This is a genomic window from Pseudoalteromonas sp. KS88 (assembly GCF_004766475.1).
Lineage (GTDB): Bacteria > Pseudomonadota > Gammaproteobacteria > Enterobacterales > Alteromonadaceae > Pseudoalteromonas.
In genome coordinates this window covers 25,684-48,931 of the sequence record NZ_PYHV01000001.1, presented here as the reverse complement: position 1 = coordinate 48,931, position 23,248 = coordinate 25,684, and the positions used below count along the sequence as shown (strand labels likewise).

The window sequence follows — 23,248 nt, the reverse complement described above, 5'->3', positions numbered from 1 at the left end:
CTTAACATGATGGGTGTTTCTATATATAACTTATTATTTTGACTTACTTTTAGGAAAAGTCGTGTTTAAAACCTTAATTGTGGTTGATAACAATGAGCAATTTTTAGCTCACTCATTTGAAAATGTCATCTCCTTTAATACATATTTACGTGAATACCCAAAACATAACGAACCCAAAACACGTATCATCAACTTGTGTGATTCGAGCCAATATTTAAGCAAAGGCTATTATTGTTCTTTGCTAGCAGAAGCTCGCAAACATCAAGTACTGCCAAGTGTAAAAACGATAAATGCATTGCGCAATGGACATTCTGTGCCTATTGAACATAGAAATGTAAAAGACGTAATATATTTCGGTCAAACGGATGATGAGTATCAAGCAAAATCTGTAAAAGCACTATTTAATTTGTTTCCTGTGCCTATTCTATTCGTTAATGAATTGGGTAAGCTCAATCAGAGATCACTCTCATCATTAACGACAGAACAACAAACTGTATTTGTTAACAAGCTAACTCAATTTACCCAAACTCAATGGCGAATGAGTGGTTCTAAACGTCGTTACAGGTGGGATATGGCCATTTTGGTTGATCATAATGAAAAGGTACCGCCAAGTGATAAAGATGCGATTGCCCGCTTTATAAAAGCAGCCGCAAAACATGGTATTTATGCACAGGCATTAAGCCTTGAAGAAATTAGCAACATCGCTCAATTTGACGCGTTATTTATCCGTCAAACAACTGCTATAGATCACCCTACCTATCGGCTAGCCTCCAAAGCACAAAACTTAGGTTTAGTTGTAATGGATGATGCTGATTCAATTTTACGCTGTTGTAACAAAGTATATTTACATGATGCCTTTAACTATCAAAAAGTACCGAGCTTGAAAACTCTTGTAGTGGCAGAACAGACTAAAGAGACGATTGAACAACTTGAGCAAAACTTTACTTATCCGTTGGTCTTAAAAATGCCTGAAGGATCATTTTCAAAGGGTGTTTATAAAGTAAGTAATAGGCTAGAGCTTGAGTCCAAATTGTCTGAGTTATTTGCATTTAGTGCATTAGTTTTGGCACAGGAATACATGTATACCGAATATGATTGGCGAGTAGGCGTGTTAAATGGACGTGCAATTTATGCATGCCGTTACTTAATGGCTCGTAATCATTGGCAAATTTATAATCATGATGCTAAGCGCTTTTTCTCTGGTGGTTTTGAAACATTACCAACATTTGAATTACCTAAAGTGGTTTTAGATGCTGCATTGAAAGCTTGTAAAACCGTGGGTAAAGGCCTCTACGGTGTTGATGTTAAAGAACATCAAGGACGTGCTTATGTTCTTGAGGTAAACGATAACCCAAGCATTGATCACAAAGTAGAAGATGCTTACCTCGGTGATGAGCTTTATATGATCATTATGGATGAATTTAGACAACGCTTAGAGTCACGAGGTCGCGGTTAATGGCCGATATTTCAATGTCAGCGCGAGTAGCAATTGAGAGTGATTTGGCTGAATTAGTTAATATAGAGCAAGAGTGTTTTTATTTAGATAGACTGAGTGCGCGAAGCTTAAAACGTTGGATAATAGCAAAGCATGGCATAATGCTGGTGGTTGAGCACAACAAAGAAATAATAGGTTATGGCTTGGTTTGGTGCCATAAAGGCACGCGCTTGGCTCGCTTGTACTCACTGGCGGTTAAACCTAGTGCCCGAGGTAAAGGCGTTGCTAAGCATCTTCTAACTGAACTTGAGAAAAGTGCAGCTATGCGTGGACGGATATATATGCGCCTAGAAGTTGCTGTTAATAATAAAGCAGCAATTGCTCTATATGAATGTGAGGGTTACCGAGTATTTGGCCAATACAGCGATTACTATGATGATCATAGTGATGCATTGCGAATGCAAAAAAATATTAGAGATACTCGGCCGCAAGTGTTGTTGGCGCCAACACCTTGGTATCAGCAAACCACTGAATTTACGTGTGGTCCGGCGGCATTATTAATGGCTATGGCACGCGTTAATCAGACACAACAGCAATCTCAGCAGTTAGAACTAGATTTATGGCGAGAGGCGACCACCATTTTTATGGCCTCTGGGCATGGTGGATGCCACCCATTGGGGTTGGCATTAGCTGCAAATAAACGCGGATATACTGTATCTGTAATGTTAAACACCCAAAACGCTTTGTTCGTTGATGGAGTACGAAGTGAAAGTAAAAAAGCTATTTTGCACACTGTCCACAATCAATTTTCACAGCAAATAGCACAGCAAAATATTGAAGTTAGCTATCAAGATGTTGAGCTTACTGATATTGAGTGTTGGCTTAGTCAGGGCAGGGCGGTGTTACTTTTGATCAGTACTTATCGTTTTGATGGTAAAAAGTCACCACACTGGGTCTGTGTAACCCATCTCGATGAACACTGTTTATATGTTCATGACCCGTATTGCGAAACACAGAAACAATTTGCCATTGATTGTCAGCATGTTCCAGTTTCAAGAGCCGACTTCAGTAAAATGGCAGCATTTGGTGTAAGTAGATTAAAAACAGCATTGGCAATTAGCTATAATGACAATTTATGAACTTGTAGATATAACTCCTTATTCATGGACTGCAATCGGCACAGCTGCTTTTTGTGGTGCTCTTATTGGTGCTGAACGTCAGCTTCGGGGTAAGCCTGTTGGTATACGTACTTCCGTACTGATTATTTTAGGCACCTATTTGTTTCTTGCATCTGCATTTATGTTACAGGGTGATGTAATTGATCATTCACGCGTTGTTGGGCAAATAATTACAGGAATTGGCTTTTTAGGTGCGGGTGTTATGTTAGCGAAAGATGGCGCTGTTGTTGGCGTAACCTCGGCTGCAACCATTTGGGTACTTGCTGCTATCGGCGTAATGATAGCAACAAAGCATACTGGTTCTGCTATTAAATTATCTGTGCTCGTTGTTGGTATTTTGTATGGTGTTGATGTGCTTGAGGCTCAGTTTAAAAGCTTGAGTAAAGGCGTGCACCGTCATGTTAAAATTTATACCAAGCGATATTACAGACACGCTGAACCACCGAAGCCGCCGAAAAGATAACGTATATCTATTTATAATCTCCCATGGCTGAAATAATTTCTTGAGCTACTAGTTCAGGGTCATCAATCATGGGAACATGACCTAAATTTGGCAAAGTGACAAATTTCGCAGTTGGGAACATTTTTTGCGCTGACTTAGCCGTTGTATCAATTGGGAATAATTTATCTTGAGCGGGCCAAAGCAATGTCATAGGGCAACCTAGTTTTGCTGCAGATAAAGCTTTTTGGGAAGTGAGAAAGTCGTGTTTAACGCTACATGCACACATATCTTTTACCGCTTGCTTGAACTGTTTTGGTGTAAGTTTTTCACCTTTTACGGCTACTTTCTTTAACGAAAAATGGCGTAATATTGCACTTTTAGACAAAATGGATACAAAAGGCAGGCAAAGAGCCGATAACCGAGATAAGTATTTAATTTGTTTAAGTGCATGTCTTTGCTTACTGCCGTTTACTTGCCATACCCCAGCAGGTGATATGGCACAAACACCGCACGCTCGACCACGTTTAGCAAGTTCAATGGCTACCCAGCCACCCATAGAGTTACCAACAATATAGGGGGATGTTAAATTGTGCTGATCAAGTAATTGTTCTATGTCATCCACAAGATCGTCAATCTCAATTTTACCAGTGGGTTTGTTTCCCCCATTGTGGCCTAATGCAGTGAACGCGTATACTTTATAATCAGTACTTAAATAAGGAATAACATCTTGCCAAGCGAAACAAGACGAAGTGACCCCATGAAGTAAAACAATTGGTTTACCTGTTCCTTGAATTATCATATGTATCCTTAATTTATTTAGCCAAATAACTTACGTCTTACTATGGCACGATAGTCAGTAGGGGTCTGCGATAAATATTTCCTAAAAACTCGAGTTAAATGCCCTTGATCGTTATAACCAACCTCTAAAGCAACTTCTTGGATTGTAAGATTAGATGAAGCCAACAGCTCTTTAGCCGTTTGTACTCGTAATTGCTGCCAATACTCAACCGGATTTTGATTTGTTGCATTTCGAAAACGGCGAGTAAATGTACGGTAACTCAAACCAAATAATTCTGCCACTTGTGCTAATGTATGCTCACCAGCCAAATTATTTTTTAGCCAAAATTGTATTTGCGCAATCAATTCATCAGGGTGTTTATCAACAGCCCCTTCAAGGTAACGTTGATCTTCATAAGGCTTCCTAATTTCATGAGAAAAGTTACGCTCCACGTGTTGTGCAGCCTGTTGTCCGTAATATTGACTAATAATATGAACAATAACATCGGCAAGCGCATTCAAACTTGCAACACTGTATAAGCGCTCAGACTGCGTAATGAAGAAATCGGGCTTTAGCAACACTTCAGGGTAGTCTCGTTTGAATTGCTCAGCATAGTGCCAGTGAGTTGTTGCAGGGTGACCATCAAGTAATCCTGCCTGTGCTAGCAAGCAGTTACCGGTACCAACCCCGATAACTTGACTGCTGTCTTGCCAGCTTTGATCAAGCCAATTTACTAAACCATTATTTTTTTTGACAACAGGGCGTGGGTTTCGCCAAATTCCCGGAACAATAATGAGATCACTGTTAGGCGCAGTGTCATAAGTACAATCAGGTACGATTGATAAACCGGTGCGATTTTTAATTGGCTGGGGGTCTTCTGCCACCAAGTAAATTTCCAATGGTCGAAATTCACCTTTATTTAAATGGCTCTTTGCAAATGCCTCGCCCGCTCTAAGCATTTCAATTGGCAGTGTTAAACTAGTGATTAATAAGTGCTGATAAACCAATAAACTAATTTTTAATGGGGTGGTTGCTATTTTTTTGTCCACTTAATTGCTCCGACCAGTTCGTTTTGGCATTTTAAGCCTGATATTTGGCTATTAAAGCACAATTTAAATGTGGGTATCCAACTAAACTGAAGATATATCCATTAACACGTTTTCTTCAAGGTAAAATATGACAGCATTACCCGTTATTGTCGGTATGGGCGGAATCAATGCCGCAGGCCGCACCTCTTTTCATCAAGGTTATCGCCGTATCGTGTTAGACAGTTTAGATGCAAAAGCACGCCAAGAAACATTTTTAGGCCTTGCCACTTTAATGAACCTTGTTAAATTAGAACAAGGGCAACTAGTCGATCAACATGGGCAAGTAATTGAACAAAACCAGATTGAGTCAACGTTTGGCGAGCAAATAATTGCAGGTACATTGATCAGAAAAATTGAGAAAAATCACTTTGATGTAGATGCCACACCTTGGCAACAAAAAATGACCCTCAGTGTGTCAAATGATGAAAAAATTGTATTTGAAACTCGCGCACGTGATTTACCACAGCCTGTCCCTGCATCTTGGCAGGTAGAGCAGCTTGAAGGTAAAAAAGTAAAAGTAACTATTGCCGCTGATTTAGAAGTTAAACATAACAGTACACGTGACAATCCGATAAAGGCTGCGGGTCAACTACCAACAGGTTTTGATCCTGCGACAATGTACAATAGCCGTTATCAGCCACGAGGTTTACAAGCAACGATCTTTGCCGCTACTGATGCCATTCGTTCAACAGGGCTTGATTGGCAGCATATTATGAATAGTGTGCAACCCGATCAGATTGGTACCTACTCAGCTTCCGTTGCAGGACAAGTTAATGATGAAGGTTTTGGCGGCTTAATTCGATCTCGTCAGCAGGGTGAACGAGTTAGCACAAAACAGTTGGCATTGGGTTTAAATACTATGTCGACAGATTTCATTAATGCCTATGTCACAGGAAATGTCGGAACGACTTTTACCACGTCTGGTGCGTGTGCCACATTTTTATATAACCTACGTGCTGCCGTTAACGATATTCAAGCAGGACGCACGCGTGTTGCTGTTGTGGCTTCATCTGAGTGTGCGCTAACCCCCGAGATAATCGAAGGGTTTGGTAATATGAGTGCATTAGCTAATGAAGAAGGTTTAAAGCGCTTAGACAATACTGACGTTGTTGATCATCGCCGCACAAGCCGCCCGTTTGGTGAAAACTGTGGTTTTACAATTGGAGAGGGGGCTCAAGTTGCCATTTTAATGGATGACGAATTAGCATTATCACTTGGCGCAGATATCATGGGTGCAGTGCCAGATGTTTTTGTTAATGCTGACGGTGTTAAAAAGTCAATTACTGCGCCTGGCCCGGGTAATTACATTACGATGGCCAAATCTGTCGCACTTGCATCAAGTATATTAGGACAAGAGTCAGTACAAAAACGCAGTTTTATTTTGGCACATGGTTCAAGTACACCGCAAAACCGGGTGACAGAATCTTTAATTTACGATCGTTTAGCGCAAACATTCGCTATTGATAATTGGAAGGTGGCAGCCCCTAAAGCATATGTAGGCCACACTATTGCACCTGCAAGTGGTGACCAACTGGCTATGGCTTTAGGTGTATTCAGCCATAATATCATGCCAGGGATCACTACAATTGATAAAGTTGCTGATGATGTGCACGCTGAACGACTCGATATTCGTACAGAACATTATAAATGTGATGACATGGATATTGCATTTATAAACTCCAAAGGCTTTGGCGGAAATAATGCAACAGCCACAGTGATTGCGCCCTCGGTTAGTATGCAGATGCTCTCAAAACGTCATGGTGAGCAAATTATGAGTGATTATGCCAAAGCGAATAAATCTGTTCAAAATGCTCAAGCAGAGTACCAGCAGCAAGCTGATTTAGGGAAGTATGAGCTTATCTATCGTTTTGGTGATGGCATGATCGATGAAAACGAAATTGTTATTACCGACGAAGATATGCAAATTCCTGGCTTTGAAAAAGCGATTGCATTCAGTAAATCTAATCCTTATCGAGATATGTTTTAAGCACATTCTTGAGTGGCAAGGCGCTTTTATAGCGCCTTTTTTAATGCGTGTAGATAATAGAACTTTGTCGTTGGCTGCATTTTTTTGTTGAATCACCGCACTTTACGCGACCGGTACAATTTCCTTGTTATAATTTCACGCTATTACAAAGGCTAATGTTAGAGAATCCTATGATCGCCAGCTTACTATTGCTCAGTGCCACTGTCACCTTAGATAGTCATCTTCCACCGCTTTTGCCATGGCAAGGTAAAAGCATACAATTAATGCAAACTGATGGTCCTTTAACAACAGATTTTGAACTCAGTGAAGGGTTTAATTCTCCTAATTACGAACAAACAATGGCCTTTGTTGATCGTTTAGTTGCTGCTAATCCTACTCAGTTTCAAGTTCAAACTATTGCTAAAAGTAATGCTGGTCGAGAAATCAAAATGCTTGTTGCAAGCGAGGATGGTTCGTTTTCAGCTAAGCAGCTAAATAACAATTCCAAACCCACTATTTTTATTCAAGCGGGTATTCATGCTGGTGAAATCGATGGTAAAGATGCAACATTTATGTTGCTCAGGGACATAGCTACAGGCAAACGTCGTGACATTTTAAATAAGGTAAATATCTTATTTATCCCTATTTTAAATGTAGATGGTCATGAACGCCGAAGTCAATTTAACCGCATTAATCAACGTGGCCCAGTTGAAATGGGGTTTAGAACTAATGCAAATAACTTAAACCTAAACCGTGATTACACTAAACTCGATACACCGGAAGTGCGAGGTGTTATGAGAATTATAAATCAATATTCTCCAGACCTTTATGTTGATGTGCATGTTACCGACGGTGCAGATTACCAATATGATGTGACCTATGGCTATAACCCTGTTTTTGCGAGTGAATCGCCGAGTGTTTCACAAGCACTCGACCATTACTTTAAACCAGTGATTGATGAAACATTAGCTAATCAAGGACACATACCGGGTCCTCTTGTCTTTGTTATGGATAAACGTGAATTTAAAACTGGGTTAGCTGGTTGGGTTGCGACGCCACGTTATTCTAACGGCTGGGGAGATTTACGCTCTTTGCCTACAATCCTAGTTGAAAATCATTCGTTAAAACCTTACAAGCAACGTGTTTTAGGTACGTATGTGTTTTTAGATGGAGCTATAACCGCTTTATCAAAGCATAGCCAGCAACTCTCTGAAGCTGTGAATAAGGAACGCGCATTTCTTCCAACTCAACTTATCGTGAAACGTGCTTATGCAAAAGAGCCAGATACGTTAAAGTTTAAAGGCATAAAGTACAGTAAGAATAAAAGTGCGCTTAGTGGTCAAGCTGAAGTTAAATACATTGGTGAAAAACAATATTACGATGCATTACCAATATTTTGGCAAAAAGACGTTGAAAAAACAGTAAAGGTTCCAGCTGTATTTTATATACCCCCGGCATATCCGCATATTATCGAAAAGCTGAAGTTGCATGGTGTTGAAGTTGATACAGTAGCTCAGAGTGAAGCCGTGACTGATTTATCTGTTGCCAAAGTAAAGCACCACAAATTTGATAATGCGCCATTTGAAGGGCGGTTTAGAGTGACGGCTGAATTTGAATATCTTAACCTAGATAATCAATTAATGACCGGTTGGTCTAAAGTTGAAACAACGCAACCTCTGGGTGAGCTTGCAACTCATTTACTTCATCCTGAAGCGCCAGACTCGTTTTTCGCGTGGGGGGAATTCAATACCATATTCCAGCGAACTGAGTATATGGAAAACTATGCACTAGCCCCGTACGCTAGAAAAATGTTAAAAGACAAACCTGCATTAGCGCTTGAATTTGATAAGAAAATTAGAGAAGACGATGCGTTTGCTAATGATGCTCAGGCGCGTCTTGATTGGTTATATCAACGCACTCCATTTTACGATCAAGCCTATTTAAAGTATCCGATTCTAATGTCGTTTAATACTCAGAAAGTCGAAAGTGCACAATAATGGATATCATTACTTTACCCGTTACAGCATTTTCTCAAAATTGCCGTATTATAATCTGCCAGACAACACGCCACGCTGCGATAGTTGACCCAGGTGGAGATGTAGATAAATTAATCGTAGAAATACAAAGCCATAATATAGAAATAAAAAGTGTATTACTAACGCATGGTCATCTTGATCATGTGGGTGCTGCAAAACAATTAGCACAGCACTTTGAGGTAAATATTATAGGTCCCCATGAAGATGAACGTTTTTGGTTTGATGCATTACCTATGCAGGCTCAAATGTTTGGTTTACAAGTTGTTGAGTCCTTTTATCCGGATGTGTGGCTTAAGCATGGGGAAGTGTGCAAAGTCGGTAATTTGAATTTTGCTGTCCGTCATTGTCCAGGCCATACTCCCGGCCATATTATTTTTTATGAACAAACACACCAAGTAGTATTAGTCGGGGATGTTATTTTTAAAGGCTCTGTAGGGCGCACAGACTTTCCTAAAGGTGATGCTGCACAATTAATTGATTCTATTAAAAGCCAAGTATTAACTTTACCAGATGAAACACTCATTTTATCTGGGCACGGACCAGACACTAAAGTAGCGCAAGAACGCATATCGAATCCATTTATTAGCGGTAAGTTTGGCTAAACACGCATAAAAGATGCATAAAAACACAAGACGCAGCTATAAAAGCGATGTATAATTTAAACAATTTAGTAAAAAAATAAAGAAATAAAATGTCTCTAAATCAAGTTGACCGCCAAATTTTGGCACTATTACAACAAGACGCAAGCCTTTCAACTGCAGATATCGCAGACAAAGTAGGACTTTCGCAATCGCCTTGCTGGCGCAGAATAGCCAAACTAGAACAAGATGGCTACATTAAGGGGAAAGTCGCTTTACTCGATGAAAAAAAACTGGGTTTTGATATGCTCGTTTACGCGCATGTGCGTCTTTCAAACCACGGAAGAACTAACCTTGCTGAGTTTGAGCGCTTAATACTAAGTTATGATGAAGTTACAGAGTGCTACAGTATGGCGGGCACTATGGACTTTATGTTACGTATTATCTCAAAAGGCATTGAAGGTTATGAGCAGTTTGTTCGTGACAACCTATTGAACTTAGAGTTTGTTCAAGAAGTTCATTCAAACGTAACGATGACATGCGTTAAACGTAGCACCTCATTACCTTTGTGAGTTAACTCCCTCCAAAATTTGATTTAGGGTTTCGCTGCAAACCCATTAAATGCACTATACTCAATAGTGCATTTAGAATAACCAATTGTTAACTTTTGCTTAATTTGATAGAATTCAGCGCTTTTTTTGATCCCTACATCCATGAGGAACTCAATGTTTAACTTACTCAGCAAAGCCCCAAGCTCTGCTAAAAACGATATATTATCAGGTTTGACGGTAGCACTTGCCCTCGTACCTGAAGCTGTTGCCTTTGCTTTTGTTGCAAACGTAGAGCCTTTAGTTGGTTTATATGCAGCATTTATTGTTGGCTTGATCACCGCTATATTTGGTGGTCGCCCTGGCATGATCTCAGGCGCAACAGGTGCACTTGCTGTTGTAATGGTAAGTTTAGTACTTGACCACGGTGTTGAATACCTGTTTGCAACAGTATTGTTGATGGGAATACTGCAGATATTGGCAGGGGTTTTCAAGCTTGGTAAATTTATACGAATGGTACCGCACCCCGTTATGCTAGGCTTTGTAAACGGGTTAGCCATAGTAATCTTTCTCGCACAACTTGGTCAGTTTAAGTCACCTGGTGAAGACGGCACAATGCAATGGATGACAGGTGAGCCAATGATGATTATGCTTGGCTTAGTTGCATTGACTATGGCTATAATTCATTTTTTACCAAAGTTAACCACCGCTGTGCCTTCTACCTTGGTTGCTATTGTTACTGTGACGCTAATTGTCATCGGATTAGATTTAGAAGCACGTACAGTACTTGATTTTCTAAAAGATATGACCGGTGATAGTGCGGCTACCATTGCTGGTGGATTACCAGAATTTCATGTTCCTATGGTGCCGTTTACCCTTGAAACTTTCCAGATTATCTTTCCATATGCCTTAATTCTGGCTGCGATAGGTTTGATTGAATCATTGTTAACACTAAGCTTAATTGATGAAATTACTGAAACACGTGGCCATTCAAACAAAGAGTGTATTGGCCAAGGTGCTGCAAATGTAACGTGTGGCTTCTTTGGTGCAATGGGGGGCTGTGCAATGATTGGTCAATCCATGATCAATATTAATTCAGGTGGTCGTTCTCGCCTATCAGGTATTACCGCTGCGCTTATGCTGCTTGGTTTTATTATCTTTGCCGCTGGCTTGATTGAAATGATTCCACTTGCTGCGCTTGTTGGTGTGATGTTTATGGTGGTGTTAGGTACATTTGAATGGGCCTCATTTAAAATGATGAAACGCGTACCAAAGTCTGATGCATTTGTAATTGTATTAGTATCCGGAGTTACTGTAATTACGGATCTTGCAATCGCGGTTTGTGTTGGTGTTATCGTATCTGCTCTGGTATTTGCATGGCAACACGCTAAACAGATTTATACTACAAACTATATTGATGAAGCCGGTGCTAAAGTCTATGAATTGCATGGTCCATTATTCTTTGGCTCAGTTAAAGGTTTTGCAGAATTATTTGATGTAAAAAATGATCCAAAAGACGTCATTATCGAATTTAAATACAGCCGCGTAGCTGATCACAGTGCTATAGAAGCAATCGACACACTTGCAGATAAATATACAAAGGCGGGTAAACAACTGCATTTACGTCACTTAAGTAAAGATTGTACGCAGCTATTACATAAAGCGCGTGATTTAGTTGAAGTGAATGTAATCGAAGATCCAACGTATAAAGTTGCATCTGATAAACTTGCTTAAACGGTCAGTTTTAAAAAAAAGCGAAGGCAATGCCTTCGCTTTTTTGTTACTGATATGTGATTCAAAGGTCAGATAAAGTAGGCTAATAGGGTTTTATAATTAAAGGGAATTGTAATTTGAAACGTTTATTTATTTTGTTAGCAGTTTATTCTTCATTTTTAGTTGCTGAGCCGAAGGTTGCACAGTCACATGAGTTTTATAATGTGTCTGTAAGTCATACACGTAATTTATTAAAAAATGTTAATCAGGCATCACCAATAAAACATAATGGTAATAAATTTCATGGCTACACTGAGTATAATATTCAATGGAGATTTAATAGTAAAAGTCGTGGCAGACAGCGCTGCATACTAAATAAAGTTAAGACGGTATTAACCTTAAAATATACTATGCCAAAACTACGCTCAGAGAGCGAAGACGTACACAAAGTATGGAATTCATGGTATCCAAACTTAGAAAAACACGAAAATGGACATGGCTCTTTAGCTGTTGAAGCTGCAAAGGAAATCGACTCTTCATTACGAGCCTTCTCTTCCCGATCCGGTTGTCAAAAGATAAATCAAGAAGCAAATGAACTCGCTTATAAAATTATGGAAAAATTAGATCAAGCTACTAAAAAGTATGATCTGGATACTAATCATGGGGAAACACAGGACGCTTGGTTGTATAGTCACCTTTAATGATATGTAAAATACGACAAAGCTCGACTGTATGGTGTGTGGGCTGTATAATTCGCGGCCTCTTTATCTTGTGTTACTGCCTGTATTAACTCCTCATCACTGAGTGAGTTTGCTTGCTCTTAATTGCTTAGGAATTTATCTTGATCTCAACCGCTAATATCACCATGCAGTTTGGTGCTGAACCTTTATTTGAAAACATTTCCGCTAAATTTGGTAACGGAAATCGTTATGGCCTAATAGGGGCAAACGGCTGCGGTAAATCAACGTTTATGAAAATCCTTAGCGGTGCGCTAACACCTACATCGGGGAATGTTTCAATCACCCCAGGTTTAAAAGTAGGTAACTTAAGCCAAGATCAATTTGCTTTTGAGCAATTCTCTGTCGTTGATACAGTGATCATGGGTGATGTTGCTCTTTGGGAAATTAAGCAAGAGCGTGATCGTATCTATTCATTGCCAGAAATGAGTGAAGCAGAAGGGATGAAAGTTGCTGAACTTGAGAGTATTTTTGCAGAAATGGATGGTTATAGTGCAGAAAGCCGTGCTGGCGATATTTTGTTAAAAGCGGGTATTGAAGAAGAATTCCACTTTGGTTTGATGTCACAAGTTGCACCAGGTTGGAAGTTACGTGTTCTTCTTGCACAGGCATTATTTGCCAACCCAGATATTCTCCTATTGGACGAACCAACCAATAACTTGGACATTCACACGATTAATTGGCTAGAGCATGAACTTAATCAACGTAAGTGCACCATGATTATCATTTCGCATGACCGCTATTTTCTTAACGCGGTATGTACGCATATGGCTGACATTGATTATGGTGAGCTTCGGATCTATCCAGGTAACTATGAGAAATACATTGAAGCTTCATCACTTATTCGTGAACAATTACTTGCTGGAAATGCAAAAAAACAATCAGAGATTGATGAGTTACAAGATTTCGTGAATCGCTTTGGTGCAAATGCCTCAAAAGCAAAACAAGCAAGTTCACGGGCTAAACGCATGGATAAAATTAGCTTGGACGAAGTTAAATCGTCTAGCCGTATGGCTCCTTCATTATATTTTGATGAAGGCAAAAGAATGCATCGCCAAGCATTAATTCTTGAGAACTTTGGTCATGGGTTTGATGGTGACGTATTGTTTGAAGGAGGGGAGCTTATTTTAGAAGCTGGCTCTAAATTGGCTATCATTGGTGAAAACGGGGTGGGGAAATCAACGTTTATCCGCTGTTTAGTCAATCAACTTGAGCCAAATCATGGTGTTATTAAATGGTCTGAAAATGCATCAATAGGCTACTGCCCACAAGATAGCAGCAAGGACTTTGACAATGACTTAACCTTGTTTGATTGGATGTCACAATGGCGTACAGCAAAGCACAATGATTTGATGGTACGAGGAATGCTAGGGCGTTTGTTATTTACCGCAGATGATGCAAACAAAAAAGCTAAAAATTGCTCAGGTGGTGAGAAGAACCGTTTATTGTTTGGTAAATTAATGATGCAAGATGTCAATGTACTGGTTATGGATGAACCTACTAACCATATGGATATGGAAGCCATTGAAGCGCTAAATAATGCATTAAAAGATTTTGAAGGCACGCTCATTTTTGTCAGTCATGACCGTGAGTTTGTGTCATCATTGGCGACGCGTATTATCGATATTCGTGATAAAAAAGTAGTTAATTTTCACGGAACCTTTAATGAGTTTATGGCTAGTCAAGCTGAAGCTGTAAACTAGCCTGAACATAAGAACTGGCGTCAGCCAGTTCTTTAATTATTGCCTGATGGTTTTAGACGTTTAACATAGCGTAAAGTGACAAAGTTTATTATGGCCATTAAAATTGCAATTTCATAACGGCTAAATGCAACTGCAATACCTATTAAACCCATATTCCATATACTTGCTGCCGTAGCTGTACCATAAATTGAACTTTTATTTTTTAAGATTGCGCCACCCCCGATAAAGCCAATTCCGGTAATAATGCCCTCTAACACCTTCGATTCAGCTTCAGATGATGTCAGCACAGACATTCCCACTAATGCATAACCACAAGATGCTACAGCGACTAATGGGAATGTCCTCAGCCCCGCACCATGGTTGGAGCTTTCACGATCAAATGCCATCGGGAGCGAGAGAATATAAGCGATCCCCAGGTGCATTAAATTTTTTACTATTTCATTCCACTGTAAATCTAATTCCATCTTAGCGATTCCAAATAATTATTTAAACTATGAATAGCAAAAATCAAACCAAACTAGTAAGAATTAATATTTTTAATTTTCAATATCTTAAGTGGGTTTAGATGTGAGGTTTTTTAGGGGGTATGAATATTTTACAGGGGTAAATACCTAAATGTAGCGACTACAGTTTATTACAGTTTTTTTGATTACAATGTTTCAGGCGGCACATATAATGCTAGCTATTGGGATTTTATGTATGAAAACAGGAACAATAGGTGATGGTCAAATTATATATAATATTATTCATTAGTTTCACTCTATCTGGTTGTACTTTTGCTGGTGTAGTTCTTGATAGCAGCATTTACAGTAAAGCAGATGAAAACTATGATGCGGATTTAGCATTATCTCACCCAAGTAAACCTCCAAAAAGTTCACATGTAATAAAAGGCGGAGATACGGTTTCGTTTAGTAATTTAGGCTTTGAAGTCGATAGCTACTTAGTTGGTCTTCTAATAGAGCACAATGAACCAGAACTCGTGTGTAAGCAAGTCTCTAAGTCACTGAAAGTCTGCGAGGAAGTTGATCCCAACCTCCCCAAAGAAGATAAAAACATTAACGTTCAAAAAACTGTTGATGAAATAATAGGTGTTCGTCAATAAAGCTACTAATAAAGTAATAACTGTGATCATACCCTGGGTACATGTTGATTTCAGCAGGGTAGTCCTTTTCATTCACAATTTTAAATAAGGCTTCAATTTTTAGTTGTTCAACTAAAAAGTTATCTGCTTCACCTTGATCAATTAGCATAGGCACAAAATGCGCAGATTCTGCGTTATTCATTAGTTCGCAAGTGTCATATTTAGCCCATGTTCGTTTATCATCACCGAGGTACTGACTAAAAGCTTTCTGGCCCCAAGGGCAATTAATCGGGTTAGTTATAGGGCTAAATGCAGATGCACTGATGTAACGATCAGGATTGCGAAGTGCAATCATTAACGCACCATGTCCACCCATTGAATGGCCACTGATTGCTTTTTTATCTGATACAGGGAAGTGTTGCTCAATTAATGCTGGGAGCTCTTCTACAATGTAATCGTACATGTTGTAGTAAGTATTGTAGGGTGCTTGTGTTGCATTAACATAAAACCCTGCACCCTGACCAAAATCATAGCTGTCTTCATCAGGTACATTATCCCCTCGAGGACTGGTGTCAGGTGCTACAATAGCAATGCCCAGCTCAGCTGCTTTTTTAAAGGCCCCTGCTTTTTGCATAAAGTTCTCATCAGTACAGGTTAAACCTGATAACCAATAAAGTACGGGTACTTTATTAGTTTGACTAGCACCGGGAGGTAAAAATACTGCGAAACGCATTTTGCAATGGGTACTAGTTGAGTCATGGCTGTATTGCTTATGCCAGCCACCACTGACTTTAGCTGTTGATATATTATCTAGCATGTTGTCCTCACTAAGATGCCATGAACTAAAGTTCATGGCATCTTATGATAAAGTTATTAGTAGTGAATTACTGTACGAATACTTTTACCTTCGTGCATTAAATCAAAAGCTTCGTTGATACCGTCAAGTGCCATGGTATGCGTGATGAAGTCATTTAAAGCAAACTCACCAGCCATGTAACGCTCAACAATTTCAGGTAACTCAGAGCGGCCTTTCACACCACCAAATGCGCTACCGCGCCATACTCGGCCTGTAACTAATTGGAACGGACGAGTTGATATTTCTTGACCAGCGCCTGCAACACCAATGATCACAGATTCACCCCAGCCCTTATGACAACATTCAAGGGCAGAGCGCATAACATCAACTTTACCGATACATTCAAATGAGAAATCAACACCGCCGTCTGTCATCTCTACAATAACTTCTTGAATAGGCTTATCAAAGTCTTTTGGATTTATTAGATCTGTTGCACCAAGTTTAGTGGCAAGATCAAATTTTGAGGTATTAATATCAATACCAATAATTCTGCTCGCACCTGCCATTTTTGCGCCAATAATTGCTGACAAGCCAATCCCGCCTAAACCAAATATAGCAACGGTGTCTCCAGCTTGTACTTTTGCTGTTTTCGTAACGGCTCCCATACCTGTTGTTACGCCACAGCCTAATAAACAGACTTCTTCAAGTGGTGCTTCTTTATTTACTTTAGCTAGGGATATTTCTGGTAGCACGGTGTATTCAGAGAAAGTGGATGTGCCCATGTAATGATAAATTGGTTGGCCATCTTTATAGAAGCGAGTCGTGCCATCTGGCATAAGGCCTTTGCCTTGAGTTTCGCGCACAGCGGAGCACAAATTTGTTTTACCTGAAGTACACATTTTACATACGCCACACTCTGCAGTGTAAAGTGGTATAACATGATCGCCAACCGCAACGCTTGTAACGTCATCGCCAACAGCATAAACAACACCAGCGCCTTCGTGTCCCAAAATAGTAGGGAAAATACCTTCTGGATCTTCACCTGATAGGGTGAAAGCATCTGTGTGACAAACACCAGTAGCTGTTATTTTTACCATAACTTCGCCTTTTTTAGGCATCATTACGTCCACTTCTTCAATAGAGAGTGGTTGTTTAGGGCCCCAGGCAACCGCGGCTTTTGATTTGATAAATTCTGACATAGTGTGTTCTCTTCCTGATAAATACAAAACGATATAAACAATAGCTTTATTTTATTTGTTTCTCAAACAATGTTAATCTCCAATTTAATAAAACACTTTTACAGTATGGTAATAATGAATCGTTGGGCAGGAATAGATGAATTTATTGCAGTGGGTGAAGAGGGAAGCTTCACTAAAGCAGCCGTTAGTTTAAATGTATCAGTTGCGCATATAAGCCGCCAAGTAACGCAGCTTGAGCATAGGCTTAATTCGCAACTATTAACACGGACAACACGTAGTGTGGTACTAACAAAAGAAGGTGAGGCATTTTTACATCAAATCAAACAATTACAACATGCTATGGATGATGCAACCGCTTTACTGGCACAGCAACAAAGTACGCCAAAGGGTAAAGTTAAATTAACTGCCCCGGTGATGTATGGTGAAACATTTATTATGCCTGTAGTGCATACATTTATGCAGCAATATCCTGATGTAGAAGTTGTAATGTCCTTGAGTAATCAACAAGAAAATTTAGTCGAAGGTGGTTTTGATTTAGCGATTCGCCTTGGTCATCTAAAAGATTCAAGCTTAAAAGCACGGCGTTTAAGTGCGCGACATTTTGTTATTTGTTGCTCGCCGGATTACTTAAATACCTTTGGTGAGCCACATACAGTAACTGAATTAAATAATCACCAATGCTTAATAGGTAACAGTAGTTACTGGCGAGTGTGTGAGCAAGGACGAGACAAACATATTAAAATTGCAGGGCGACTGCAATGTAATAGTGGCTGGGCACTTGCTGATGCGGCAAAGAAGGGGTTAGGTATCGTACAATTACCTAACTATTATATTGAGAAAGATCTAGAGGCGGGTAGTTTAGTGCCCATACTAACTCATTATCAGCCAAAACCCGAGGGGGTATGGGGTGTATACCCACCTCGGCAATTTGTAGCAACGAATGTAAAAGCATTACTCGATCATTTAGTAAATGCTCTCAATTAAATCGTTTCAGCGGTATTTTCATCCATTCTTTTAAGTGCTTTATTAAGTGCTTCAACTCTGCTCTCGCAGAAAGAATCAGTAGGCAACTTATCTTTTATTCTAAGGCGCTTTAATTGATCGCTTGTTTCACTATTTGGTGAATAGATAAACACGTCACAATTAGCTTCTAGTGCATCTGTAATTGCATTTTCAATCGCTAAAGATACTGTCACGTCGAGCATTTGCACCCCGGATAAATCAAGCAGCATTGATTGGTATTCACCAATATGGCGATGTTGTCGCGCTATCGCTTTAGAGACACTGAAAATCATCGGGCCAGATAAATAAAAGAATAATAGCTTGCCCTGTGCTTGATCTAACAGGGCTCTTTCATCATCTGTTAGCGGCACGTCATCATCATCAGCATCACTGATTGCTTTAACATGCTTTGCTTGTTCTCGGCTTAATCGTTCTATTACAATGATGTTTGAGATGAAAACACCTAATCCCACCGCAACAATCAAATCGACGAAGACAGTTAGCATCATCACGCCATACATAATCGACATTTGTAAAATACTGAGTTTGTGCGCGCGCTGTATAAAACTCCAATCTAGAATATTTATACCAACGTACACAGCAATACCGGCTAAAACCGCCATGGGAATGGGTTCTGTTAAGCTACCTGCTACAAATACGACAGCCATTAAGATAAATGCTCGCAAAATGCCAGCTAATGGCGAACGAGCACCGACCTGTACGTTTACGACTGTACCCATTGTTGCACCTGCACCAGGTAATGCGCCAAACAATCCGGCTACCATATTTGCGATGCCTTGGCCTCGTAGCTCTTTATCAGAATCATGTTCTGTTCGCGTCAAACTGTCGCCAATAACAGCAGTAAGCAACGTATCTATGCAGCCTAAAGTACCTAATACTAATGCATCAATAACCATTTCAGTGAATAAATCTGCAGAAAAGGTTGGGAAAATGAAACTTGGTAAACCGCTGGGGATTTCGCCAATACGACGAATACCGTCACTGGAAAAGAATATTATTGATACCAGTGTTACAGCAACAAGGGCAACGAGTTGCGCTGGTACATATTGTCGGTATTTTTGTGGCAGGTAAAACAAAATTGCTAATGTACAGATGCCTAAAAATAATTCAGAAAAGTGTAATGACGTAATTAATTCGGGTAAAGCTGATAATGTACCAATTACGCCGCCACCAGGTGATGAATGACCAAGTAATGGAGCAAGTTGTAATATGATCAAAATAACACCAATACCAGACATAAAGCCTGATATAACGCTATAAGGCATTAAAGTGATGTACTTGCCTAGCTTGAGAGTACCTAGCATTATTTGAAACGCGCCCGCCATCATGACGACGGTAAAACCCATCGCTAAACCTTGTTCAGGGTAGCTTGCTAACATGGTTGTGAGAATAGCTGTCATGATGACAGTCATAGGCCCTGTGGGCTCAGATATTAATGAAGTAGAACCGCCAAACAATGCGGCAAACAAACCAACTAAAATAGCGCCCCACATACCTGCTTCAGCACCCGCACCCGATGCAACGCCAAACGCAAGTGCAAGTGGCAATGATATAATCGCGGTTGTAACACCCCCGAATAAATCACCCTTTAAATTGACATGTTTAAATCGCTGTAAAGACAAAATTGGGCCCTCATCTAGATATTTGGCGCATTTTAACCCAAAACGACTTAATCAAGTATCAGATTTTTAATTATTTTTTACACTTTTGTTCATACCCAAATAAAATTGAATTTGCTAGTATGGCCGCTCTATTAGCATTACGTGTGTCTCTATAACTTATGTTTCAACCTGTTAGCCTATTTATTGGGCTCAGATATAGTCGCTCCTCCAAAGGGAACGCGTTTATCTCATTTATCTCGTTTTTTTCTATTGCCGGCATTGCGATTGGTTTGATGGCGCTTTATACCGTTAGCTCTGTTATGAATGGTTTTGAAAATAATTTAAAATCAAATATGTTGGGCCTCATACCTCATGTTGAGGTGTCATCAGAAGACAAAACACACGACCAAATGCAACGTTTACAGGCTGACATTTTGTCATCTAAATTTGTTAAAAACGTCAGTTTATATCGCCACGGTGAAGCAATATTGCAAACCAACAAAGATTTACATGGTGTTTTATTACAAGGTCTTTACGACGATAACGCCTCGCTTTACAAAATCAGCGACAAAATTGTACAGGGGCAATGGGAACAAGTTTTATCTGTTCGCTACAATATTGCTATCAGTCGATATTTAGCTCGAAAATTAAATATTTCTTTAGGTAACAAGTTACGTGTGATTATGCCTAATGCTAGCACATACACACCACTTGGACGTGTACCAAGCCAACGACTATTTACGGTGGCTGCCATATACGAGACAGGGTCTGAAATTGATATGGGCCTTGCATTTACCAGCGGCGAATCTTTACAGCGTGTTCTTAAACAAGCAAATTCAGTTGCTCCTAATTTAAGTATTTCATTGAAAGACCCTTTTTTAATTGATGATTTTACTGAAAGTACGCACTTATTTAAAAACTTTGAAATAACCGATTGGCGTCAATCTCAAGGCACACTATTTGCTGCCGTTGCAATGGAAAAGCGAATTATGTCGATGTTGTTGGCGCTTATTGTGTTGGTGGCTGTGTTTAATATCGTTTCTGCCTTAACTATGATGGTGAGTGAAAAGCAAAGTGAAGTTGCGATTTTACAGACCTTAGGTTTAACACCGAACCAAGTTCAACATGTATTTATGATTCAAGGATTATACAACGGGCTGATAGGGACCAGCATAGGAGCCGTACTGGGGATATTACTCAGTGCAAATATAAACGAGGTATTATCTGCTATTGGATTAAATGTACTTACAGGTATTCGATTACCCGTGATATTTGATGTTTCAAGTTTAATACTGATTGCACTGGGAAGTATTGTTATGAGTTTTTTAGCGACCTTATACCCGGCAATAAAGGCCGCCAAAGTTAGCCCAGCAGAGGTACTGCGTTATGAATGATTTTGTTATTGAGTGTGAAAAATTAAGTAAATCTTATCAAGATGGTGAGAACCAAGTTGAAGTGTTAAAAGGCGTTAACCTAAGGCTTACTCAAGGTGAAATGCTTGCAATAGTAGGCAGCTCAGGCTCTGGGAAAAGTACCTTACTGCATATCCTTGGTACTTTGGATAGCCAAACTGATGGTATTGCAAAAATTAAAGGACAACGCGTTGCTGATCTTTCACGAAAGGAGCAGGCTAAGTTTAGAAACGAAAATTTAGGTTTCATTTATCAATTTCATCATCTGTTAATGGAATTTAATGCGGTAGAAAATGTTGCAATGCCGCTGTTAATCAAAGGCCATAGTGCTAAAAAAGCCAATACTCAAGCACTCGCCATGTTAGAAAAAGTTGGCTTATCTCATCGTAGTTTACACAAACCCTCCGCGCTTTCAGGCGGAGAAAGACAACGCGTAGCAATTGCGCGTGCTCTTGTAACCAACCCTGCACTGGTATTAGCCGATGAGCCTACGGGGAACCTTGATAAACAAAATGCGATTAAGATTTACGATTTAATTAAAGAGCTCAATAGCACGCTCAATACAAGCTTTGTTGTAGTCACACACGATTTAGAACTAGCTGACAAACTTGGCAAGATTGCCTATTTAGACGAAGGTAAAATTGCAATAAAAGAGAGCAGCCATGTTGCTTAGTGCTTATTTGAGTAAACGATTTCGAACGCAAGCAGGTGCTGGCGAACGACAAAATGGGTTTGTCACATTTATTGCTAAAGCTTCTACCATTGGTATTTTATTAGGTGTGGCAGTGTTAATCGTTGCGTTGTCTGTCATAAATGGCTTTGAGCAACAGTTAGTTCACCGCTTATTGAGTGTAGTGCCGCAAGTTGAATATGTTGCACCGAGTCGACCTATCGAGCAGTGGTCAAGTAAAGTTGAAAACTTACAAAAACAAGCCAGTGTTACCGGCGCAGCTCCTTTCATTAGTGTTAATGGAATGGCGCAGTACAAGAGTGATTTGAAAGCGGTCGAGGTACGGGGAGTAAGTCCTGAGCTTGAAAAAAACGTTTCATCAATAAACCAGTTTATTCAAGGCAAACTAATTGACCAAATAAACACCGAAGAGGTCATACTAGGCTCGCAAATTGTCGAGCAACTGGCGTTACAGCGTGGTGATTCTGTCACATTGTTGATCCCACAAGTAAATCAAACAAGTAATGATATTTTAGCCCCTAAACGTGTAACTTTAACGCTGGTTGGTATTGTTAAAATGGGTGGTCCAATTGACAGCTCGGCAGCATTTATTCACCTTAAAAAAGCGCAGTCTTTACTAGGTTACGATGAACAACAGGTCACTGGATTGAGACTGCAAGTCAATGATGTATTTTATGCCCACCAAATAGCTTTGCGAGTAGGGCAAACCATTCCGGATTATGTGTATATTTCTAGCTGGTTTAGAACGCAAGGAAGCTTGTATCAAGATATTCAAATGGTGCGTACCATTGTCTACATTGTTGTATTTCTTATTATTGCAGTGGCCAGCTTCAATATAGTGTCTTCTTTAGTAATGGAAGTGCGCGAAAAGCAATCTAACATAGCGATACTTAAAACCATGGGCGCTAAAGACAGCACTATTCTAGCTACCTTTGTGATGCAGGGGCTTACGCAAGCCTTTGTTGGGGTTGTTTTAGGCAGTGTTATTGGCATTCTGGTGGCACTGAATATTAGCAGCTTATTTAATTGGCTAAGCCAGCTAGCAGGGGCTAATCCATTACAAGGTGTGTATTTTATAGAGTTTTTACCGAGTAAGTTAGTGTGGCAAGATATTATAGTTACAATCATAGTGACCTTTACGTTGGCTGTTTTAGCCACTATTTATCCTGCGTGGCAAGCCACTAGAGTTGATCCGGCAAAAGTCTTGGGCAATTAATACACCGAGACTGGGCGCCCTTTATGT

General features: G+C 39.8%; 21 protein-coding genes. 15 read left to right on the top strand and 6 right to left on the bottom strand.

The genetic code is table 11. The annotated features are described in order from the left end of the window. The first annotated feature begins 61 nt into the window (after positions 1 to 61). The 3 genes from C7Y70_RS00195 to C7Y70_RS00185 are packed head-to-tail and all read left to right on the top strand — an operon-like array spanning position 62 to position 3,076. Positions 62 to 1,456, top strand: a complete 1,395-nt coding sequence (locus C7Y70_RS00195) for a RimK family protein (RefSeq protein ID WP_135472978.1) — start codon at positions 62 to 64, stop codon at positions 1,454 to 1,456. Further along, the gene (locus C7Y70_RS00190; RefSeq protein ID WP_135472977.1) at positions 1,456 to 2,574 is read left to right on the top strand and encodes a GNAT family N-acetyltransferase/peptidase C39 family protein; all 1,119 of its coding nucleotides are present in this window, start codon (positions 1,456 to 1,458) and stop codon (positions 2,572 to 2,574) included. Before C7Y70_RS00195 ends, C7Y70_RS00190 begins: the two co-directional genes overlap by 1 nt. Then, positions 2,561 to 3,076 (top strand): MgtC/SapB family protein, encoded by a 516-nt coding sequence (locus C7Y70_RS00185; protein WP_135472976.1) that lies wholly within the window; start codon positions 2,561 to 2,563, stop codon positions 3,074 to 3,076. The genes C7Y70_RS00190 and C7Y70_RS00185 overlap by 14 nt, the downstream gene beginning before the upstream one ends. Before the next feature lie 7 nt (positions 3,077 to 3,083). Here C7Y70_RS00185 and C7Y70_RS00180 read toward each other — a convergent pair whose 3' ends face one another. Together C7Y70_RS00180 and C7Y70_RS00175 are read right to left on the bottom strand one after the other, a co-directional pair. Further along, positions 3,084 to 3,854, bottom strand: coding sequence for an alpha/beta hydrolase (locus tag C7Y70_RS00180; RefSeq protein WP_135472975.1), 771 nt, complete (start codon positions 3,852 to 3,854; stop codon positions 3,084 to 3,086). Positions 3,855 to 3,871: 17 nt separating this feature from the next. After that, a complete protein-coding gene (locus tag C7Y70_RS00175; RefSeq protein ID WP_135472974.1) occupies positions 3,872 to 4,882 on the bottom strand; it encodes a helix-turn-helix domain-containing protein in 1,011 nt (336 codons plus the stop codon). 127 nt (positions 4,883 to 5,009) lie between these two features. Between C7Y70_RS00175 and C7Y70_RS00170 the strand changes: the two genes are divergently transcribed. The 7 genes from C7Y70_RS00170 to C7Y70_RS00140 all read left to right on the top strand — a co-directional run bounded on the left by C7Y70_RS00170 (position 5,010) and on the right by C7Y70_RS00140 (position 14,202). After that, positions 5,010 to 6,908 carry a beta-ketoacyl synthase gene (locus C7Y70_RS00170; RefSeq protein WP_135472973.1) on the top strand — a complete coding sequence of 633 codons (1,899 nt, stop codon included), beginning with the start codon at positions 5,010 to 5,012 and terminating at the stop codon, positions 6,906 to 6,908. 170 nt (positions 6,909 to 7,078) lie between these two features. Continuing rightward, positions 7,079 to 8,884, top strand: coding sequence for a M14 family metallopeptidase (locus tag C7Y70_RS00165; protein WP_135472972.1), 1,806 nt, complete (start codon positions 7,079 to 7,081; stop codon positions 8,882 to 8,884). Then, on the top strand, positions 8,884 to 9,525 hold the full coding sequence (locus C7Y70_RS00160) for an MBL fold metallo-hydrolase (RefSeq protein WP_135472971.1): 642 nt from the start codon (positions 8,884 to 8,886) through the stop codon (positions 9,523 to 9,525). The genes C7Y70_RS00165 and C7Y70_RS00160 overlap by 1 nt, the downstream gene beginning before the upstream one ends. An 89-nt stretch (positions 9,526 to 9,614) precedes the next feature. Continuing rightward, positions 9,615 to 10,073: an Lrp/AsnC family transcriptional regulator gene (locus tag C7Y70_RS00155; RefSeq protein WP_058558840.1), complete on the top strand. Its 459-nt coding sequence runs from the start codon at positions 9,615 to 9,617 to the stop codon at positions 10,071 to 10,073. 153 nt (positions 10,074 to 10,226) lie between these two features. Further along, on the top strand, positions 10,227 to 11,783 hold the full coding sequence (locus C7Y70_RS00150) for a SulP family inorganic anion transporter (protein WP_099293912.1): 1,557 nt from the start codon (positions 10,227 to 10,229) through the stop codon (positions 11,781 to 11,783). Positions 11,784 to 11,899: 116 nt separating this feature from the next. Continuing rightward, positions 11,900 to 12,463, top strand: coding sequence for a DUF922 domain-containing protein (locus C7Y70_RS00145; RefSeq protein ID WP_167850775.1), 564 nt, complete (start codon positions 11,900 to 11,902; stop codon positions 12,461 to 12,463). 140 nt (positions 12,464 to 12,603) lie between these two features. Next, positions 12,604 to 14,202 (top strand): ABC-F family ATPase, encoded by a 1,599-nt coding sequence (locus tag C7Y70_RS00140; RefSeq protein WP_135472969.1) that lies wholly within the window; start codon positions 12,604 to 12,606, stop codon positions 14,200 to 14,202. A 32-nt stretch (positions 14,203 to 14,234) separates the two neighbouring features. Here the strand turns inward: C7Y70_RS00140 and C7Y70_RS00135 are convergent, their stop codons facing one another. Further along, entirely contained in the window at positions 14,235 to 14,666 is a 432-nt protein-coding gene (locus C7Y70_RS00135) for an MgtC/SapB family protein (RefSeq protein WP_099293908.1), read from the bottom strand. A gap of 257 nt (positions 14,667 to 14,923) precedes the next feature. On the opposite strand from C7Y70_RS00135, the gene C7Y70_RS00130 reads away from it, so the two are divergent. Then, positions 14,924 to 15,304, top strand: a complete 381-nt coding sequence (locus C7Y70_RS00130) for a hypothetical protein (protein WP_135472968.1) — start codon at positions 14,924 to 14,926, stop codon at positions 15,302 to 15,304. On the opposite strand, the gene fghA is transcribed toward C7Y70_RS00130, so the two are convergent. Then, positions 15,258 to 16,100 (bottom strand): S-formylglutathione hydrolase, encoded by an 843-nt coding sequence (fghA, locus tag C7Y70_RS00125; protein ID WP_135472967.1) that lies wholly within the window; start codon positions 16,098 to 16,100, stop codon positions 15,258 to 15,260. The genes C7Y70_RS00130 and fghA overlap by 47 nt on opposite strands. A gap of 56 nt (positions 16,101 to 16,156) precedes the next feature. Continuing rightward, complete coding sequence (locus tag C7Y70_RS00120; protein WP_135472966.1) at positions 16,157 to 17,278, bottom strand: S-(hydroxymethyl)glutathione dehydrogenase/class III alcohol dehydrogenase; 1,122 nt, start codon at positions 17,276 to 17,278, stop codon at positions 16,157 to 16,159. Positions 17,279 to 17,392: 114 nt separating this feature from the next. On the opposite strand from C7Y70_RS00120, the gene C7Y70_RS00115 reads away from it, so the two are divergent. Next, a complete protein-coding gene (locus C7Y70_RS00115) occupies positions 17,393 to 18,262 on the top strand; it encodes a LysR substrate-binding domain-containing protein (RefSeq protein WP_210114641.1) in 870 nt (289 codons plus the stop codon). On the opposite strand, the gene C7Y70_RS00110 is transcribed toward C7Y70_RS00115, so the two are convergent. Continuing rightward, positions 18,259 to 19,926 (bottom strand): SulP family inorganic anion transporter, encoded by a 1,668-nt coding sequence (locus C7Y70_RS00110; RefSeq protein WP_210114642.1) that lies wholly within the window; start codon positions 19,924 to 19,926, stop codon positions 18,259 to 18,261. The two genes, C7Y70_RS00115 and C7Y70_RS00110, sit on opposite strands and share 4 nt — an antisense overlap. 155 nt (positions 19,927 to 20,081) lie before the next feature. Between C7Y70_RS00110 and C7Y70_RS00105 the strand changes: the two genes are divergently transcribed. From C7Y70_RS00105 to C7Y70_RS00095, 3 genes are read left to right on the top strand one after another with little or no spacing between them, the layout of a single operon-like run. Next, positions 20,082 to 21,296: a lipoprotein-releasing ABC transporter permease subunit gene (locus tag C7Y70_RS00105; protein ID WP_099293883.1), complete on the top strand. Its 1,215-nt coding sequence runs from the start codon at positions 20,082 to 20,084 to the stop codon at positions 21,294 to 21,296. Beyond that, a complete protein-coding gene (gene lolD / locus C7Y70_RS00100; RefSeq protein ID WP_099293881.1) occupies positions 21,289 to 21,987 on the top strand; it encodes a lipoprotein-releasing ABC transporter ATP-binding protein LolD in 699 nt (232 codons plus the stop codon). The genes C7Y70_RS00105 and lolD overlap by 8 nt, the downstream gene beginning before the upstream one ends. Next, entirely contained in the window at positions 21,977 to 23,221 is a 1,245-nt protein-coding gene (locus tag C7Y70_RS00095) for a lipoprotein-releasing ABC transporter permease subunit (RefSeq protein WP_135472963.1), read from the top strand. Before lolD ends, C7Y70_RS00095 begins: the two co-directional genes overlap by 11 nt. Positions 23,222 to 23,248 lie beyond the last annotated feature (27 nt).